At 69.6% G+C, this 15,538-nt stretch carries 18 protein-coding genes; 11 read left to right on the forward strand and 7 right to left on the reverse strand.

The window, feature by feature from the left end:
• Positions 1 to 70: 70 nt before the first annotated feature.
• Positions 71 to 1,480 carry an FUSC family protein gene (locus JKJ07_RS17075; RefSeq protein WP_202992530.1) on the reverse strand — a complete coding sequence of 470 codons (1,410 nt, stop codon included), beginning with the start codon at positions 1,478 to 1,480 and terminating at the stop codon, positions 71 to 73.
• 225 nt (positions 1,481 to 1,705) lie between these two features.
• Here JKJ07_RS17075 and JKJ07_RS17080 point away from each other — a divergent pair, with 225 nt between their 5' ends.
• Both JKJ07_RS17080 and JKJ07_RS17085 read left to right on the forward strand, forming a co-directional pair.
• Complete coding sequence (locus JKJ07_RS17080; RefSeq protein ID WP_202992531.1) at positions 1,706 to 2,248, forward strand: SRPBCC family protein; 543 nt, start codon at positions 1,706 to 1,708, stop codon at positions 2,246 to 2,248.
• Positions 2,245 to 3,420 (forward strand): zinc-dependent alcohol dehydrogenase, encoded by a 1,176-nt coding sequence (locus tag JKJ07_RS17085; RefSeq protein WP_202992532.1) that lies wholly within the window; start codon positions 2,245 to 2,247, stop codon positions 3,418 to 3,420. Before JKJ07_RS17080 ends, JKJ07_RS17085 begins: the two co-directional genes overlap by 4 nt.
• Before the next feature lie 20 nt (positions 3,421 to 3,440).
• On the opposite strand, the gene JKJ07_RS17090 is transcribed toward JKJ07_RS17085, so the two are convergent.
• A complete protein-coding gene (locus JKJ07_RS17090) occupies positions 3,441 to 3,590 on the reverse strand; it encodes a hypothetical protein (protein WP_202992533.1) in 150 nt (49 codons plus the stop codon).
• Positions 3,591 to 4,080: 490 nt separating this feature from the next.
• The gene (locus JKJ07_RS17095; protein ID WP_202992534.1) at positions 4,081 to 5,061 is read right to left on the reverse strand and encodes a helix-turn-helix transcriptional regulator; all 981 of its coding nucleotides are present in this window, start codon (positions 5,059 to 5,061) and stop codon (positions 4,081 to 4,083) included.
• Between the two features lie 99 nt (positions 5,062 to 5,160).
• Here JKJ07_RS17095 and budC point away from each other — a divergent pair, with 99 nt between their 5' ends.
• Positions 5,161 to 5,937 (forward strand): meso-2,3-butanediol dehydrogenase, encoded by a 777-nt coding sequence (gene budC / locus JKJ07_RS17100; RefSeq protein ID WP_202992535.1) that lies wholly within the window; start codon positions 5,161 to 5,163, stop codon positions 5,935 to 5,937.
• 19 nt (positions 5,938 to 5,956) lie between these two features.
• Positions 5,957 to 7,228 carry an ester cyclase gene (locus JKJ07_RS17105; protein ID WP_202992536.1) on the forward strand — a complete coding sequence of 424 codons (1,272 nt, stop codon included), beginning with the start codon at positions 5,957 to 5,959 and terminating at the stop codon, positions 7,226 to 7,228.
• Here the strand turns inward: JKJ07_RS17105 and JKJ07_RS49905 are convergent.
• The gene (locus JKJ07_RS49905) at positions 7,147 to 7,713 is read right to left on the reverse strand and encodes an RAD23 family protein (protein ID WP_236029014.1); all 567 of its coding nucleotides are present in this window, start codon (positions 7,711 to 7,713) and stop codon (positions 7,147 to 7,149) included. The two genes, JKJ07_RS17105 and JKJ07_RS49905, sit on opposite strands and share 82 nt — an antisense overlap.
• A 40-nt stretch (positions 7,714 to 7,753) precedes the next feature.
• Between JKJ07_RS49905 and JKJ07_RS49910 the strand changes: the two genes are divergently transcribed.
• The 3 genes from JKJ07_RS49910 to JKJ07_RS17120 all read left to right on the forward strand — a co-directional run bounded on the left by JKJ07_RS49910 (position 7,754) and on the right by JKJ07_RS17120 (position 9,581).
• Complete coding sequence (locus JKJ07_RS49910) at positions 7,754 to 8,260, forward strand: SigE family RNA polymerase sigma factor (RefSeq protein ID WP_307834298.1); 507 nt, start codon at positions 7,754 to 7,756, stop codon at positions 8,258 to 8,260.
• Complete coding sequence (locus JKJ07_RS17115) at positions 8,257 to 8,907, forward strand: hypothetical protein (protein ID WP_202992537.1); 651 nt, start codon at positions 8,257 to 8,259, stop codon at positions 8,905 to 8,907. Before JKJ07_RS49910 ends, JKJ07_RS17115 begins: the two co-directional genes overlap by 4 nt.
• A gap of 167 nt (positions 8,908 to 9,074) precedes the next feature.
• A complete protein-coding gene (locus JKJ07_RS17120; RefSeq protein WP_202992538.1) occupies positions 9,075 to 9,581 on the forward strand; it encodes an STAS domain-containing protein in 507 nt (168 codons plus the stop codon).
• A gap of 49 nt (positions 9,582 to 9,630) precedes the next feature.
• Here JKJ07_RS17120 and JKJ07_RS17125 read toward each other — a convergent pair whose 3' ends face one another.
• Together JKJ07_RS17125 and JKJ07_RS17130 are read right to left on the reverse strand one after the other, a co-directional pair.
• Positions 9,631 to 10,599, reverse strand: a complete 969-nt coding sequence (locus JKJ07_RS17125) for a helix-turn-helix transcriptional regulator (RefSeq protein ID WP_202992539.1) — start codon at positions 10,597 to 10,599, stop codon at positions 9,631 to 9,633.
• A 96-nt stretch (positions 10,600 to 10,695) separates the two neighbouring features.
• Positions 10,696 to 12,651 (reverse strand): SpoIIE family protein phosphatase, encoded by a 1,956-nt coding sequence (locus tag JKJ07_RS17130; protein ID WP_307834299.1) that lies wholly within the window; start codon positions 12,649 to 12,651, stop codon positions 10,696 to 10,698.
• A 268-nt stretch (positions 12,652 to 12,919) separates the two neighbouring features.
• Between JKJ07_RS17130 and JKJ07_RS51135 the strand changes: the two genes are divergently transcribed.
• Together JKJ07_RS51135 and JKJ07_RS17135 are read left to right on the forward strand one after the other, a co-directional pair.
• On the forward strand, positions 12,920 to 13,048 hold the full coding sequence (locus tag JKJ07_RS51135) for a MerR family transcriptional regulator (protein WP_268919163.1): 129 nt from the start codon (positions 12,920 to 12,922) through the stop codon (positions 13,046 to 13,048).
• Between the two features lie 28 nt (positions 13,049 to 13,076).
• Complete coding sequence (locus JKJ07_RS17135; RefSeq protein ID WP_202992541.1) at positions 13,077 to 14,126, forward strand: aldo/keto reductase; 1,050 nt, start codon at positions 13,077 to 13,079, stop codon at positions 14,124 to 14,126.
• Positions 14,127 to 14,143: 17 nt separating this feature from the next.
• Here the strand turns inward: JKJ07_RS17135 and JKJ07_RS49915 are convergent, their stop codons facing one another.
• Entirely contained in the window at positions 14,144 to 14,731 is a 588-nt protein-coding gene (locus JKJ07_RS49915; RefSeq protein ID WP_307834300.1) for an Lrp/AsnC family transcriptional regulator, read from the reverse strand.
• A 92-nt stretch (positions 14,732 to 14,823) separates the two neighbouring features.
• Here JKJ07_RS49915 and JKJ07_RS17145 point away from each other — a divergent pair, with 92 nt between their 5' ends.
• Both JKJ07_RS17145 and JKJ07_RS51140 read left to right on the forward strand, forming a co-directional pair.
• On the forward strand, positions 14,824 to 15,228 hold the full coding sequence (locus JKJ07_RS17145; RefSeq protein WP_202992542.1) for an MFS transporter: 405 nt from the start codon (positions 14,824 to 14,826) through the stop codon (positions 15,226 to 15,228).
• A 134-nt stretch (positions 15,229 to 15,362) separates the two neighbouring features.
• Positions 15,363 to 15,491 (forward strand): hypothetical protein, encoded by a 129-nt coding sequence (locus JKJ07_RS51140; RefSeq protein ID WP_268919164.1) that lies wholly within the window; start codon positions 15,363 to 15,365, stop codon positions 15,489 to 15,491.
• Positions 15,492 to 15,538: the final 47 nt, after the last annotated feature.

The following is a 15,538-nucleotide window of genomic DNA, read 5'->3' on the forward strand; positions in this document are numbered from 1 at the left end:
GCGTCGATGCGGAGGCGGGCACCACGTCGTTGAGATCGGCAGCGGGCCCTCATGGCCTGGTCCGCCGAGGTCACGGCTCGATGGCGCCTCGTTGCCGAGGAGGCGTCGCCGTGTCCTCCCCGGCCGGAGAAGCCGGGGCGGCCGCCTGCTCACCCGGCGGGCCGTCGCGGCCCGCCCGCCGACCGGGGCGGGCCGTACGAGGATCGGGGTTGGCCAAATTGTCCGCCGCGGCGTCGATCATCCGGCGGACCGCCTGGCGTGAACGGCCGGTGATCCGCGGGAAAGTCTGCTCCGCAACGCGCTGGGCCACACGCCGCGGCCCGGCGGTCAGCGATGGTGGGCGCCACGGCTGTGCGGCCGGGCGGACCGCCGCTTCGATCTCGACCCGCAGCCGGTCGACCGCCGTGAGCAGGGCGCCGTGTTGCTGCCAGGCGGCCGCGTCGGCTTGCGGGTCCACCAGCAGGAGCCGGCTCAGGAGCTGCCGCCGCTGGTACAGCTCATCGAGCTGGGCGAGCACCCGGGCGCGACTGGTATCCACAGCCTCAGCGCCCCGGGCGACGGCAGCTACGCCGTCGAAGGCTGCTGCGGCGGCGTCCAGCACGTCGGCGAGGGCGAGGCGGGCGGGTGCGGAGTAGGCGTCCGCCTCGAGTTCCGGCGGCAGATAGAACGTCCGGTCGAAGATTTCGCGACACAGGGTCCGCACGACGATGGTGCAGTACTCGATCGCGGTGAGGGCCGTACGCAGGCGCGGCTGCGCCACCCGGACCTCGCCGCCGCGAGGGTTGAGCACGGCACTGCGCTCGGCCCGGACCAGCGAATGGTCGGCCTCCAGGACCGTTGCGCTCAGACCTCGGGCTGCCGTGAGCCAGTCCTCGGCGGCCTGGCGCGACCATTCGGTGCGCAGTTGCGTAGCCAGCGAGCGCAGGAACTCACCGAGCCGGGTGGCCAGGCCGGCCACCGCCGAACCCGCCGATTCCACATGTACCGGGGGCACGATAGCGAAGTTCACCGCGATGCCGGTCGCCGTGCCGATGAGCGTTTCGTACACCCGGCCGGTCGCTGCCTGCGGCGCTGCGCCGCCGCCAACCGCGAGGATGAGCATCGCGCTGATCGGTACCTCCAGAGTGTGCGGCCCCAGACGGAGAAGCTGCCCCAGTACGAGACTCGCGGCCACCACGACCCCCAGGCTCCACCAGCTCAACCCCGCGGCGGTGGCGAGCCCGACCGCGACCAGGACGCCGGCCAGCACACTCAGGACACGCTGGAGCCCTTCGGTAACAGTCTGGAACACGGTCACCTGCACCACCAGGATCGCGGTCAGCGGCGCGAGGATCGGTGACGGGGTGGTGTCGAGCAGATCGGCGGCTGCATAGGCCAGTACGGCGGCCAACGTGACCTTAGCGGTGCGAATCCCGGGAATGCGGCCCCACCGGGCCAGCGCAGCCTCCCACGGGCGGCGCAGAAAGGTGATCAGCCGCATCGCTCCTCCTCGTCGGCCGTCGTGGCCTCGTCTGGCAGGTGCTGTCGGGATGGCCGCCGGGCGGGCGGCCGAATTTCACCGTAGCGGTCGAATGCCGGTTTAGGCGATATCGCGGCGGGTAGGCGGTGCGCCGCACGCGGCCCTTCGTCCTGCGTTCCGCCGGTGGGACCGGGCTTCATCGATACGGAGGCTGCGACGACGCGGCTCCGGCCGCTAGGAGGAGACATGGATCTGACGGCAACGACGACCGTCCGCAAACCCGCATCGGAGGTGTACGCGTTCTGGCGTGACCTGGAGAACCTGCCGACGTTCATGGCGCACCTGGAAGAGGTTCGCGCCGCTGGTGACCGGACGAGTCACTGGTCGGCCGCCGCACCGTTCGGCAAAGACGTCGAATGGGACGCGGAGATCACCGAAGAGACCCCGGGGGAGAGGATCGCGTGGCGCTCGACCGGCGACGCCGACGTGCCCAACGCCGGCACGGTGTCCTTCGTCCCGGCCCCCGACGGGGCGAGCACCGAGGTGTACGTCTCGTTGGTGTACGAGATCCCGGGCGGCTCACTGGGCAAGGCGGTCGCGAAGTATTTCGGTGAGGAGCCGCATCAGCAGCTGGACGACGACCTGCGCCGGTTCAAGCAGGTGCTGGAGACCGGCGAGGTGGTCCGTTCCGACGGCGCTCCGTGGGGCAAGCGAGCCCGCAAGGAGTTCCCGCAGCGTCCGGCGCAACCACTGTCGGACGCCGAGCTCGCGAAGGGAGCGCAGGCATGAGGGCGAACACCTGGTCGGGACGCAACAAGGTCGAGGTCCGCGACGTACCGGACCCGAAGATCCTCAACCACCGGGACGCGATCGTACGGATCACCTCTACCGCGATCTGCGGCTCGGACCTGCACCTGGTGGACGGGTACGTGCCGACGATGCAGGACGGTGATGTCCTGGGCCACGAGTTCATGGGCGAGGTGATCGAGGTCGGGTCGGGGGTGCCCGGCGACAAGCTGCGGGTCGGCGACCGGGTGGTCGTGCCGTTCCCGATTGCCTGCGGGGCGTGTGCCGCCTGCGCCGCCGAGCTGTACTCGTGTTGTGAGAACACCAATCCCAATGCGGGGATCGCGGAGAAGATGTTCGGCCACCCGGTCGCCGGGATCTTCGGCTACTCGCATCTGACCGGCGGTTTCGCGGGCGGTCAGGCGCAGTACGCGCGGGTGCCGTTCGCCGACGTCGGCCCGCTGAAGATCGAGTCGGAACTGACCGACGAGCAGGTGCTGTTCCTGTCCGACATCTTACCCACCGGCTATATGGGTGCCGAGATGTGTGACATCCAGCCCAGCGATGTGGTGGCGGTGTGGGGCGCCGGCCCGGTCGGCCAGTTCGCCATGGACAGTGCCCGGGTGCTCGGCGCGGCGAAGGTCATCGCGATCGACAAGGAGCCGTACCGGCTGCAGATGGCCGAACAGGCCGGGCACATCCCGGTGAACTTCGACGATGTAGACGTGCGCTCGAGGCTGCTCGAACTGACCGGTGGGCGGGGACCGGACAAGTGCATCGACGCGGTCGGCCTGGAAGCCACCCACGGCAGCGCGCACATCGCCGCGTACGACCGGGTCAAGCAGGCTGTACGGTCGGAGACCGAGCGCCCGCACGCGCTGCGCCAGGCGATCCTGTCGTGCCGCAGCGGCGGGGTGGTTTCGGTGATCGGCGTCTACGGCGGCCTGCTGGACAAATTCCCGGCCGGAGCCTGGATGAACCGGTCGCTGACCCTGCGCACCGGCCAATGCCACGTCCAGCGCTACATGAAGCCGCTGCTGCAGCGCATCGAACGCGGCGAGCTCGACCCGACCCGGATCATCACTCACACCCTGCCCCTCGACGAGGCCGAACGCGGCTTCGACATGTTCAAGAACAAGCAGGACAACTGCGAGAAGGTCGTCCTGAAGCCCTGACGGATACGGGCCGGTGACGATCAGGGGGCGCCGAGTACGTGCTGGATGCCGGCCACGGCGGCGCCCTGGGCCCAGTCGGCGAAGGTGAGCGGTGCGACGGTGATGTCCAGGGCGCACCGCTGGGTCTCCTGGGCGCCGGGGCGCAGGCGTTCGGCGATGGTCTCGTTCATGGCCGGGGATCCAGCGATCGCCGCGATGTTATCCCCGGCCAGTACGATGCATCATCCACGCTACCGGCGCCCTGGTGGCCCGGTCGGCGCGCAAGTACAAAGCCGCCCTGCCGACCCTGCGGGAACTCCAGCCTGTATCGGCGACAGTACCGGGATGGATCCCATTGCGGCTCGCCGTTCAGCGCGGCCACCACCCGCGCGAGTTTCTTGCAGGGTGGCTTGACATAGGTCGCGCTAGTGCCGCCGGTGTGTCCGGCGAAAGCACGGGCGATCGTGGCGGTGAGGTGCCGTTCGACCAGGCCAGAGTGGTGTGGCGTATCGAACGGTCGTTGATCTTCTGGATGGTGACCCAGGGCAGGTGTATGCCGATGCGTTGCCAGAGGTGGTCGCAGCGGCGCCGGTCGGCGTAGCGGCCGTTGCGGTAGTGCAGCATTTGCCTGTCCGGTTTGCCGGCGAGTACGCGACAACGGCAGTTGTATCGACCAGCTCGTCAGAGGCTCGGGCTTCGGTTGCGGGAGTCCTCGGATCGGGCGGCGTTGTCGCGGATGTATTCGCTGGGTGTCATGCCGTAGCGACGCTTGAAGAGCCGGGTCAGGTGACTGCCGTCGGTGAACTGCCAGTGGGCCGCGACCTCGGAGACACTGCGACGGCCGCCGGTCAGAGCGGCGCGCGCCTCGTGCAGACGACGGTCGCGAATGTGCGCGGTCAGCGACCGGCCTTCGGCCGCGAAGGCCCTTTGCAGCGTACGGACGGAGACGCCCAACTCGCGGGCCAGCCGCGCCGACGACAGCCCGGGCTCGGTGAGCAGGCGGTCGGCGAGATCACGGGCGGCCCGGGCGAGCACGGGCGCCAGCGTCGAGTCGGTGGTGCTGACGGTACGTGCGGCCACCGCCCGGGTCAGCTCGAGGAGCGTGGAGCGGACGGCATCGATCCCGGCCGCTCCCAGCTCCGGCACCGTCTCGTGAACCGCCCGCGCATGGGCCACCAGCAGCCGGATCTCGGCCGAGCCGAGGTCGCCGGTGACCGTGCGGTCGCGCAACTGAGAGCCGAACACGGCGGCGGGCAGGACGAAGACCTGGGCTGACGAGTGCGGGGGCGTGGCGTAGTGCACCAGTCGCCCGACGTGCCGCAAGGCGAACCGCCCGGCCGGAACGGTCAGTTCGGTGTCACCCCGGGTGCCGCCGAGGGCCCAGACGCCGCGGTGCACGAGCCAGAGGCGGACATGGTCCTCGTACAGGGCCGTGGTGCCGGCCGTGCGGACCGGGGTGGCGGTTTCGGCGCTGGTGAAGGCCACGTCACCGACTCGGGTGGCGCGGAACTTCAGGTCGAAACGAGCCGTCGAGTCGGCGCTGAAGGCGGGCATCGGGAAGCTGTCGCCGGTCAGGGTGTTCCACTGGCGCTCGACTTCGGCGAACTTCTCGCGGTTGCCCCTTGCTTTCAGCTGCCAGGCGCCTGCTGTCTTGCCACTCATCGCGTTCTCCGGTTGCGCCTCGAATCTGTCGCCGATGTCCCGGCCGGGTGACGCCGACGTCCAAGACCGGCGCCTGCCGTTTTTTTAGGCTCCGACATCGTGAGCATCCAGAGTAATGGTCGGGTCGCTGTCATCACCGGCGCCGGCGGCGGGCTCGGCGCACCGATCGCTCACCGGTTCGCCGCTGACGGCTACACCACGGTGTTTCTCGGCCGGACCGAGCAGACTCTGCGCAGCGCCGTGGCCGACGGCCCGGCCGGCGCCGCCATGCACCCGTGGACCGGCGACGTGTCCCAACCGGCAGGCATCGCCGCCGTGCTGGACGCGGTCGCCGAGCGTTTCGGTCGGCTGGACGTGCTGGTCAACTGCGCGGGGATGGCCCTGCCGGGCACTGTCGAAAACCTCGACGAGGCCGGCTACCGGGCCATGATGAGCGTCAACGTCGACGGGGTGTACTTCGCCTCTCGCGCCGCCCTGCCGCACCTGCGGGCCGTCCGCGGCAACATCGTCAACATCGGCTCCATCAGCGGCATCCGGGCCGACTGGCACCAGGCCGCCTACGACGCCTCCAAGGGCGCGGTGACCAACCTGACCAATGCCATGGCCCTCGACCACGGCCACGAGATCCGGGTCAATGCCGTCCACCCCGGCACCACGTTCAGCAGCGACTTCATCCGCACCGTGCTGGCCGATGGCACCCCACTACGGGCCCGCTTCGACGACCGGGTGCCGATGGCCCGGCCCGGCAACCCGGCCGAGGTGGCCGCCGTCGTGGCCTTCCTCGCCGGTCCGGAGGCGAGCTACGTCAACGGCGCCCAAGTGCCGGTCGACGGCGGTCTCACCGCCTCCAACGGGCAGGCCGATCCGACCCGCTGACCGGCCGGGAGGGGCGGACATGGCTTGGAGCACCCACGAACTGGCCGAGCTGGCCGGCACGACGGACAACACCGTCCGGTACTACCACCGGGTCGGCCGGCTCGATGAGCCCGAGCGCCGGCCGAACGGGTACAAGCAGTACGGCGTCCGGCATCTCATCTGTCTGTTGCGGATCCGGCGGCTCGTGGAGTTGGGAGTGCCGGTCTCGCGGATCGGTGAACTGCAGGCGGACGGACGGCTCGCCCCGGAGGTGCTGCTACAGGTCGACGTCGCCATGGCGGCCGACATCGAACGCCTGCAGCAGAACCGGTCGGCCATCGCCACCATCCTGCGAGACGAGGCTTCGGCCGACGCCCCGATGGGCTTCGAGTCGGTGGCGTCCCGCCTTTCCGCGCAGGATTCCGCGCTCCTGCACGTCTGCGGCCGAATGCTCGACGAGGACGCGATGAAAGACCTGCGCCGGATGGCCGAGACCAGCGCCGACTCGGTCAGCCGGGAGATCGAGGAGCTGCCGGCCGACGCCGACGAACCGGCCCGCCGACGTCTGGCCGAGCAATTGGCGCCGATCCTCACCCAGCACCTCGTCGACTACCCCTGGCTGACCGATCCGGCGGCCCACCTGACCCGGAGCCGAGACACGGCCCGGCAGACGCTGATCGACGCCCTGACCGAGCTCTACAACCCGGCCCAGCTCGACGTGCTGAGCCGGGCCGGCACCCTCGCAGCTCTCTTGTACGGCTCTCTTGTACGGCGACGGCGAGGACAAAGGCATCTCGTCCCAGCCGGGGTGTCCCCGCTGATACCGACCGGCGACCTCACACTGTCAGCCGGCGGTCGGCGCAGGAGCAGTACATCAACGTCCGAACCGATCGAAACACCAGAAGGAGCAGGTCAGATCATGCCGAATTTCGACGTCCAGAATTTTTACAGCCGCTACGTCGAAGTGATCAACGCGCACCAATGGGACCGCGTGGGAGAGTTCATTGACGACACCGTCCTGTACCACGGTGAGACCGTGACGCGTGAGCAGGCGATCGCCAACTTCGAGAGCCTCACGGACGCCATTCTTGACCTCCGGTGGGAGGTCAAGGACCTTGTCATCGGTGGTGACATCATCGGCACTCACGCCATCCTCCGCGGCACCCCGGTGAAGGAATGGCTCGGGGTGGCCCCGAACGGCAAGCCGATCGAGTTGCACGAAATCACGGTCTACAAGGTCCGTGACGGCAAATTCGTCCAGATGTCCAACGTGTGGGACATCGACTCCTTACGCAACCAGCTGTCGAACTGAACAGGAAGATCGCCCCTCTTGTCGGCCCGGCAAGAGGGGCGCGACAAGCGCCCCGGGCACTCGACGAGCACGCCATCAACAGTTGTCGTCGCGACGAAGGCCCGGCCGTCGACCCGGCACGGCGTGCCGGACTGGTTGGCGACCGAGATGAGCCCGCGCTGGGTGCCGATCGCGGTGGGGTTCTCGTTCTGGGCGCTGATCGAGACCTCGATGTCGGCGTTGGCGCACAGCCGGGCCTTGGCGGACGGCAACGACTCGGCCGTCACCCCGGCGCCCGCCGGGTTGGCTGTGGCTGGGCGGTCCGTTGTGGGCGAGCCGTCCGGTGTGGCTGGGCGCGTCGGTGTGGCCGGGGACGGAGCGCCGCTGGAGGGCGTCGGGGCGAGGAGATCACCTGCTTCCGGGCGGCCCTCCGCAGCCAGGTCGTGTCCTAAACCGAAGGCCAGCACTGCGGCGGCGACGGTGGCGACCGACGCGGCAGCCAGCACGGGGGCCGCCCAGCGCCGGCGCCTCGGTGCACGTACCGCGGTGACAGCGGTCACGGGGCGGCGGCGGCCCGGTCTGGTTCGTACGGCCACGCTGCTGACTGCGGGTGACGCGCATCTCGCCGAGGATCTCGTGCAGTCCGTGCTGACCAAGCTGTGTGTGGCGTGGCCGTCTTTCCGTGCGGCCGACAGCCCCGAGGCTTACCTGCGCCGGACGCTGGTCAACGCGCTGACCGACGAGCGCCGCCGCTGGTGGCGCCGGCACGAGTGGTCGACGGCCGACCCGCCCGACCGCGCCCGCGATGCCCCGGCCGGCGAGGGCGTCGACGACGAATTGTGTGCCGCGCTGCGCAGCCTGCCGCCCAAAATGCGCGCCACGCTGGTCTTCCGCTACTTCTACGACCTCGACATCGGCGACACCGCTGACGCCCTCGGCTGCTCCGTGGGCACGGTGAAGAAACAGACCGCCCGTGCGCTGGAGCGCATGCGCATCCTCCTTGGACCCGACGACATCCTCGCCGAACTGCCTGCGACAGGAGTTGCCCGATGACCAGTCTCCTCGACCGTCTCGACCGGCTGGCCGGCCCGGAGAGGCCGGTGACCGACGATCAAGTCGCGGCCGACCGTGCCCGGGGCCGCCGGACGCTGCGGCGCCGCCGTACCCTGCAGGGCGCAGCCACCGGCGTGTTCGCGATCACGGCAGCCAGTGCGGTGATCGTCTACGGCACGATGTCGCCGCCCGCCGCCGCGCCGACCGCCCCAGTCAAAGCGGCGCCGCGTACTTCCGACGTCGCCCGGATCGAGCTCGTCGCGTACCGGGGCCAACAGCCCGAGGGTTTTACCGTCGACAAGGTGCCGGCGGGCTGGGAGATCCAGGGCAACGACGCTTTGGACCTGGTCATCGCCCCCATCGGCGCCCGCGATCAGGACCCGCATTCCTGGGCCGGCAAGATCGCGGTGATGCTGGAGCCGGTCGACACCCGCAGCGAGCCGTCGGGCACCGCGGTCCGGGTCGGTGACCGGCCAGGCATCATCGCCGACGGCGCCGAGAACGTGAAATACCTGTACGTGGAGCAGCCCAACGACGTGGATATGGTCATTCAGATCTGGGACGCCCGCGGCTGGACCATCGACGGCATCATCGAGCTCGGTGCCGGTATCCACGCCCTGCCCACCGCACGGCAGGGCCACGGCTGACCTCGCTCTCCCCACGAAGGCGAGCTGATCGACCACGCCCACGGCTTCACCATCCGGCTGACTGCGGTGGCACGCTGCGGCTGCCGTTCGCTTTCGGGATAGAGGCGAGCGACCCGTTTCGCTCTGTGGGGTATCGGCACGTGCTTGAGCGCGACGAAAGTCAAGCTGTGACCGCGGCTCCCGAGGGCTTCGCCGGCCGCTGGTGTCACTGGGACAGCGGATCTGACGGTGTGCCACGTTTCATCGCTGTCGGCGATCTGGACCGCGACTGTTGTTCCCGGTTAGCGGCCGCGCTCAACGCGGTCGCACCCGGCAGCACGGCGGCAGTGGAGATCGACATGGCGGACGCGACGTTGCTCGACGCGGCGGCGGCACGCGTGCTCATCGACTATCACAACGCGGCCCGATCCCGAGGCGGTCAGGTACGCGTGATCCACGCCGACGGCATGGTCCGGCACGTGCTCGACATTCTCTGGCCGGCGCGTCCAGGCGAGCACCCGGTGCGGGTGCCGGTGCAGAGTGCGCGGCGCCGGTCGGCGTCGCTGGCTGAGTTGTTCGCTGTGACTTCCGAGATCAACGCCGCCGCCCACGACACCGTGGCGCGGTCTCGCGCCTTGCGAGCGGAAATGCTTCGCCGACAACGATCGGACCACGGACGGCTTCCGGGAGATTGAACAGCCGCTGTCACCGCCCTATCTCGCGCCCGGCTGCGCCGGTCCACCGTCAGCGCTGACGCAGGGTGGTTGACGGGGTGACGCCGTAGGTGCGCTGGTAGGCGGCGGTGAATCGGCTGTGGCTGGGGAAGCCCCAGCGGGCGGCGATCTGTCCGACGGTGGTGGTGGCCGGGTCGGCGGCGAGCAGGTCGGCGTGGGCGCGGGCGAGCCGGACGTGGCGCAGATGGTCGAGCGGGGTCATGTTCAGGTGCCGTCGGAAGGCGAGCTGGACGGCCCGGGCGGTGACAAAGGCGGCGCCGGCGATGTCCGCGACGCTGATATCGCGATGGGCGTTCTCGTCGATGAACGCGACCGCGCGGCGCAGCGTTTCCGGGTGTGCGTCGCGGCTGTCGGCGATAGTCGGATCGGCGAGCACGCTGTTGGGGAACACTGCCAGGGCAGTGGCGGCCAGCAGCCGGGCGGCGCTACCTATGATCAACGGGCTGGCGGCGCTCAGGTCGTCCTCGAGCAGGGTGCGGGTGTACTGAGCGGCGCGTTGCCATTGTGCGGCGGCCGCCGGTGAGACCGGCCGCAGGGAAGCGAACCGCAGCGGGCGCCGGGGCTGGTCAGGCAGGCTCGCGGTGACCTGGTCGAGCGCCGATGCGGGGACGGTCAGGATGCCGGCCCGGAAGTCGTAGCAGCGGACGAGGTAATCACCCTGGGGGAAGCTGCCCAGGAACGAATCGCCGGGGCGGTAGCGTTCGATGTTCGGGCCGAGCTCGGCGTGGGTGGCCCCGGCGAGCAGCGTCGTCACGGCCAGGTCGTCGGTGCCGTCCAGGTGCAAAGTGAGGTCGGGCGGCATGGTGAAGTCGACGTAACTCAGCCCGCCCGCACTGACCTGCGAGATGGCGACCGGCGAGGTCTTGTCCAGACGGCCGGCCTTCGGCGGACGGGCCGCGTACATCCGGTTGATGAAGTCTTGAGCTTCGTCCGGGTCGGTAGTGCTGAACTGCGAGCGGTGCGGCGTGTTGGCGTCCATGAGGAGCCTCTTCCCGGGGCGTCACGGAATGAGCCCGGTTCAGGGTCGATGCGAGCATCATGTGACTTGCTAAGGGCCAGGTCAAGGTTGAAATGGCTAGGGCATGGAGTCAGGGCCGTGCCCCGAGCGGCTTGTCTCCGGGTGGGGGTCGGTGGTGGTGTGGGGCAGATCGACAAGGCTCAGGACGTGGTGGGCGGTGCTGCCGGCGGGTGCGTACAACGTCAACGGGTAGTGACGGCCGTTCCCGTCGGCGGCGGTGCGATACAACTCGGCGACGCCCGCGCTGGCCAGGTGGGTCACCCGGGAGAGGTCGACGACCAGGTCGTGGGTGCCGCCGAGGGTGTAACGGTCCAGCTCCGGTCCCAGGTCTTGGATGGTGTCGACGTCGATCGGGCCGATGAGCGCGATGCGGCTGCTCGGCGCGTCGGGTTGATCCACAATGAGCAACTCTTCCGGCTCGCGAGACGCCGGCGATGCTCCGAAGTTGATCTGCGCCGGTCTGAGCAGTTGCGCCGAGCGTGACAACCGGCGCCGGACGGTGACTGTGGTCCCGTCCGGGCGGCGGTCGACATCGAGGCGGTCGGCGAATGCCGCCGCCATAGCCAGACCGAATCCGTGATCGCGCCGGAACCGTTTGTCGCCCGGGCGAGGCCGTTCCTGCCAACGGCCGTTGTCGGCGATCACCAGGCGGGCCTCGCCGTTGTCGAGTAGCTCAGCGGTGATGGTCACGGCGGTGCCGCCGTCATCCGGCCGGGCATGTTCGGTGGAGTTGGTGACCACTTCCCCCGCGGCGTGGAGCAGCGCGATCCGGTCCTGCTCGCCGGCATTGTGCAGAGTCACCCAGGCGTCCACCGCGGTTCGGGCGACCCTCAGCCACGCCGGGCCGTCCGGCCCGGTCAACTTCAGTGTCGGCACGGGGAGCCGTCGTTGCGCCGCCATCAGGGTGATGTCGTCGCTGTGGCCGGTCTCGCGGACCAGCCGCTCCATCGTCTGCGCACACAGCCGATCGACCAGGGGACGGTCGTCGCCGGAGAAGATCGGCCCAGCGACCGCCCCGGCGACCACCTGGGACAACTCCACGGTTGCCTCGGCCGGTGTCCGCCCGGGCCGCTCGATGATGCCGTCGGTGTAGAGCAACACCGTTTCCTCCGGGGCCAGCTGGTCGGTCCTGACCGAATAAGCGGCACCGGTACCCAGCGGCCCCTGCCCCGACGGCGGTACGAAGCGGGCGCCGTTCGGACCGGCAATCAACGGTGGCGGGTGCCCGGCCGAACAATAGGTCAGTGCTCCGCTCGCCGGGTCCAGCACCGTAATGCACACCGTCGCGGCTTGGGCGTCGGCGACCCGCCGGGCCATCCGGTCAGCGGCGGCGATCGCGGTCAGCACATCGCCGGTCTCATCGAGCCGATCGTGCAGCACCGCCCGCAGCTGTCCCATCGCCGCCGTCGCGGACACCCCGTGTCCGACCACGTCACCGACGACGAGCGCCACCTTGCCGCCGGCAAGGGGGACCGCGTCAAACCAGTCACCGCCGGCGGCGGCATCGGCATCGGCCAGCAGATAACTGGCGGCGATCTGAATCTCCGGTAACACGGGAAGCCCGTTCGGCAGCAGCTGACGCTGTAAGGCGTCGATGACGTCGCGAGCCTGCTCGAACCGCTTCTCAGCCTCGGCCACCCGTTGCTGCTCTCGTACCCGAGTCGTCACGTCGATCACCTGGGCTATGACCCCGGTGACCTGGTCATCGGCGCCGCGCAGGGGCCAGAGGTTCAGATCGACGAACACCTCCGTCTCGCCACCGCTGTCCGGCAGGTCGAACTGAAAACGCCATTCCCGCAGCGACTCCGCCCGGCCCGAGGCGATCACCCGCTCGAACAACTCGGCCACCCGCTGGCCCAACGTCTCCGGGAAGGCCTCCCAGAACGGCGTACCCGTGATGTCCGGCCGGCCCGCGTAAGCGCGATACGCGCTGGTCGCAGCCACGAACCGCAGCTCCGGGCCTTCGAGCGCGCAAACCATCAACGGCAGCTGTTCGAACAGCCGCCGCACCACCGCCACATCTCCGGCCCGGCGAAAAGGATCGCTGTCACTAGGCGACATTGACACCACCCTAAGGGGATTCCCTTCCGACGAGAACCCACACCTGAATGGACCCCATCGTAAGAGTCACCTTGTTCGTGCCGGCGATGATTTGCAGGCCCGGCGCGAGAAGGCATCCCGGCTCCGAGTACACGTTACGGTGATGCGAGAGCGAACGCCTCGTCCCGAGAGTGCCCGGGACGCGAACGGCTCCCGATGCTACGACGAAGCGGTGGTCCGGATGATCGAGCTTGTCATCCGGCTGAGGCGTACGGGCATGCCGGTGCGCGGGGCCAAGGACTTCATCGCCATGACGCCGCGGGGGCGACCACGCACGGGCGACGCCTCGCGCTGCTGGAGAAACACCTGAGAATTCTGGCTCAGCAGAGGAGTTCCTGATGACCGAAGCCGTACCCACCGTCAGGCTCGGCGATGGCCTGACCGTCAGCCGGATCGGCTTCGGCGGCATGGCGCTCAGCGACGTCTACGGTGACAGCGACCCGGGTGAGGCGTTGCGCACCCTGCACCACGCGGTCGACCAGGGGGTCACCTTCATCGACACCGCTGACGTCTACGGCGAGCCCCGCGACGGTGTCGACGGGCCCGCGGGCACCAACGAGGAGCTGATCGCGCAACTCCTCGCCGATCGGCGCGACGAGGTGCAACTCGCCACGAAGTTCGGCATCACCGGCGAAGTCGGCGGTGCGGGTGGCTCCGCTACTCGGGGTGACCGTGCGTATGTGCGCAGCGCCTGCGAGGCTTCACTGCGACGGCTCGGCATCGACGTCATCGACCTGTATTACTTGCACCGCCGCCAGCTGGACATCCCGATCGAGGAGACTGTCGGGGCGATGGCCGAACTCGTGGCCGAGGGCAAGGTCAGGCATCTGGGCCTGTCGGAGGTGACCGCCACCGAGCTGCGCGCCGCGGCCGTGGTTCATCCGATTGCCGCGGTGCAGAGCGAGTGGAGCCTGTGGTCCCGCGACGTCGAGGCGCGCGTCGTGCCGGCGGCCCGCGAGGTGGGGGCGGGCTTCGTCCCGTACAGTCCGCTCGGTCGTGGATTCCTGACCGGCGCGATGACGCCGGAGCGCATCGCCGGCAGCATGCTGCGCGACGAACCACGCTTCGTCGAGCATTTCGCCGCCAATCAGCCGGTCGTCGACCTCGTACGAGCCATCGGGCGCGAGATCGGGGCGACGCCGGCGCAGGTCGCGCTGGCCTGGCTGTGGGCGCAAGGCGAGGCGTACGGTCTGCCTGTCGTGCCGATCCCGGGAACGCGTTCGCCGCATCGGGTCACCGAGAACGCTGAGGCCCTGCGGGTACGGCTCGACGCGGAGCAGAGGTCCCGGCTGGACGAGGCCGCCGAGCTCGTGCACGGCGACCGCAACCTGTCCTTCACGACGAAAGGCTGGATTTCCGCCGACCGTGAAGAGGCGCCGAGCACCTGATCGAGCCTGTCCGCGTGTCAGCGTACTGTTCCGAGCTGTTTGATGTTTCGTAGCAGCGGTTCCGACTCGATCCGCTCCACACCGTCCAGTGCGCCCAGCTTCTCGGTCAGGTAGCGGTAGAACTCCGGCATGTGGCGGCAGATCACGATGGCCTGCAGGTTCGTCGGCCCGGTGGTGGCGGCGGCGAAGGCGATCTCCTCGTGCTCGCGAAGCGCCGCGCCGACCGCCGCCAGCCGGGACGGGCTCACCGCCAGCCAGAGCAGAACCAGCGCGCGGAACCCGTACGGCTCCGGTTTGAGCTCCACGTCGGTGTAGAGCGACCCGGACTCGAACAGCTCCTGTACCCGGCGGCGGGCGGTCGACTCCGGCCAGCCGGTGGCGGCGGCCAGTTCCGCGTAGCTGAGCCGCCCGTCCGAGGCGAGCGCCTCCAGCAGCGGCGTGTCCCCGGGGGTGAGGCGTGCCGCCGTCCGGTCGCCACCCTGACTCGCCCGGCCCGGGGTCAGCGCGGCGACCTGCTCGGCGGTCAGCGCGTCGCCGTGCAGGTCCGGGCCGACCGCCCCGCCGACGAACTGGTGGACCACGCAATGCGCGCTGACCGAGGTCACCCGCGGGGTCCGGGGCAGCTTCTGCAGCAGCAGGCTCTCCCGGTCGGCCGAGGCCGGTACCCGTACGGCTCCTGATCGCCGCCGGCAACCTGTTGCAGGCCCGGATCGGCGCGGACAGCACCGGCGCGATCCTGATTCCCGGGCTGATCGTGGCCGGCCTCGGCGTCGGCTGCGTGCTGCCCGCCAACGCCTCGGCGGTGCTGGCCGAGGTGCCGCGCGAGCGCAGCGGCATGGCCGGCGGGGCGCTCAACACGTTCCGCCAGCTCGGGCTCGCGTTCGGCGTCGCGATCTTCGGAACGATCTTCACCGACCGGATCGCCGACGGGCAGGGCTCGCCGGCCGGGTTCGCCGACGGGCTGAACGCGACCCTGCTGGTGGCCTCCGCAACCGCCCTCGCTGCCGCGCTCCTGGTACTCGTCCTGGTCCGCAAGCACACCGCCGCACCGGACGCGGCGCAGGCCCCGGAGCCGGCGGAACTCTCCGCCCACGCCGACTGATCACCGGAGCGAAGAAATGGGAGTCGCAGCAGCAAAGCACCGATCGGCACGAATAGGGGAGGCGTTATTAGGGGTGTCGATGCCCGTGAATGTGCCTGTAGTTTCTGAATGACCAACACAACTGGGAGGTACGAATGGAACAGGATCTCGGCATCTTCGCGGCCACCGACGAGGAGCTCCTGCTCGACGAGGCCGAGCTCGAGGGCGAGCTCGACGTGCAGACCCCCAGCCCGGCCGTGGCTGAGAACATCAACGAGGCCTGATCCTCGCCGCGACCGAACCCGCCGTCGGCCCCGACGGCGGGTTCGGT

Origin of the sequence: Paractinoplanes lichenicola (assembly GCF_016785085.1) — a bacterium.
Classification (GTDB): domain Bacteria; phylum Actinomycetota; class Actinomycetes; order Mycobacteriales; family Micromonosporaceae; genus Actinoplanes; species Actinoplanes lichenicola.

Coding starts and splice junctions, on each gene's coding strand:
- JKJ07_RS17080 (WP_202992531.1), top strand. CDS start 1,706: ATGGATCTGACGGCAACGACGACCGTCCGCAAACCCGCATCGGAGGTG.
- JKJ07_RS51135 (WP_268919163.1), top strand. CDS start 12,920: ATGATCGAGCTTGTCATCCGGCTGAGGCGTACGGGCATGCCGGTGCGC.
- JKJ07_RS17135 (WP_202992541.1), top strand. CDS start 13,077: ATGACCGAAGCCGTACCCACCGTCAGGCTCGGCGATGGCCTGACCGTC.
- JKJ07_RS17115 (WP_202992537.1), top strand. CDS start 8,257: ATGACCAGTCTCCTCGACCGTCTCGACCGGCTGGCCGGCCCGGAGAGG.
- JKJ07_RS17105 (WP_202992536.1), top strand. CDS start 5,957: ATGGCTTGGAGCACCCACGAACTGGCCGAGCTGGCCGGCACGACGGAC.
- JKJ07_RS51140 (WP_268919164.1), top strand. CDS start 15,363: ATGGAACAGGATCTCGGCATCTTCGCGGCCACCGACGAGGAGCTCCTG.
- JKJ07_RS17095 (WP_202992534.1), bottom strand. CDS start 5,061: ATGAGTGGCAAGACAGCAGGCGCCTGGCAGCTGAAAGCAAGGGGCAAC.
- JKJ07_RS17075 (WP_202992530.1), bottom strand. CDS start 1,480: ATGCGGCTGATCACCTTTCTGCGCCGCCCGTGGGAGGCTGCGCTGGCC.
- JKJ07_RS17125 (WP_202992539.1), bottom strand. CDS start 10,599: ATGGACGCCAACACGCCGCACCGCTCGCAGTTCAGCACTACCGACCCG.
- JKJ07_RS17090 (WP_202992533.1), bottom strand. CDS start 3,590: ATGAACGAGACCATCGCCGAACGCCTGCGCCCCGGCGCCCAGGAGACC.
- JKJ07_RS17085 (WP_202992532.1), top strand. CDS start 2,245: ATGAGGGCGAACACCTGGTCGGGACGCAACAAGGTCGAGGTCCGCGAC.